Here is a 509-nt window from a genome sequence, read left to right as displayed (position 1 = left end):
TTATCAACACAGCATTCTAGTAAATAAGGATAGGGAAAGCACAAGGTTCTATGATTTTTTCCATAATTGGAGACATATTTTGCAAAAACGCCACTCCAATTAAACATAATAAAAACAGTAGCACATCAACCGCATTAACAGTTCGAAAACCATTCATTAACTGAGACAAACCCGGCATCAAAAAGAAATTATCCACGACTTTGTCTCAAGCCATGTATGCAATTGAACTTAGTTTTCGAATTCACTGTATTGTGAGATCATCGTTTTAAGCTGAACTGATCGTGTCTCGCCGATTCTATCCTTCCAGCTAGAGGTAGTGGTGATAGTTTTCAGTGTTCTTGAAACCGTGGCAGCTGGAACTTCCCATTCGACGAAATAAGATCCAGTAACAGAAGAGCCTGTTGCAATAGAAGCAAAATTTGCAGGTGTGATGGTAGACATCGCCGCAGAAGCACCACGCGTCCGGAACCATTCGAGCTGGTTTTCTGCTAGACGAAGTGCTTCAATAC

Annotated in this window: 1 protein-coding gene; it reads right to left on the bottom strand. The window is 40.9% G+C overall.

Going from position 1 to position 509, the window contains the following annotated elements; translation table 11 throughout:
* Positions 1 to 228: 228 nt before the first annotated feature.
* A complete protein-coding gene (locus R7093_RS28365) occupies positions 229 to 507 on the bottom strand; it encodes a pilus assembly protein PilV (RefSeq protein ID WP_318147427.1) in 279 nt (92 codons plus the stop codon).
* Positions 508 to 509 lie beyond the last annotated feature (2 nt).

The sequence above is a fragment of the Vibrio sp. 1580 genome (genome assembly GCF_033340055.1).
The sequence above is the reverse complement of the archived record's forward strand: the minus strand, read 5'-3'. Positions and strand labels throughout refer to the sequence as shown.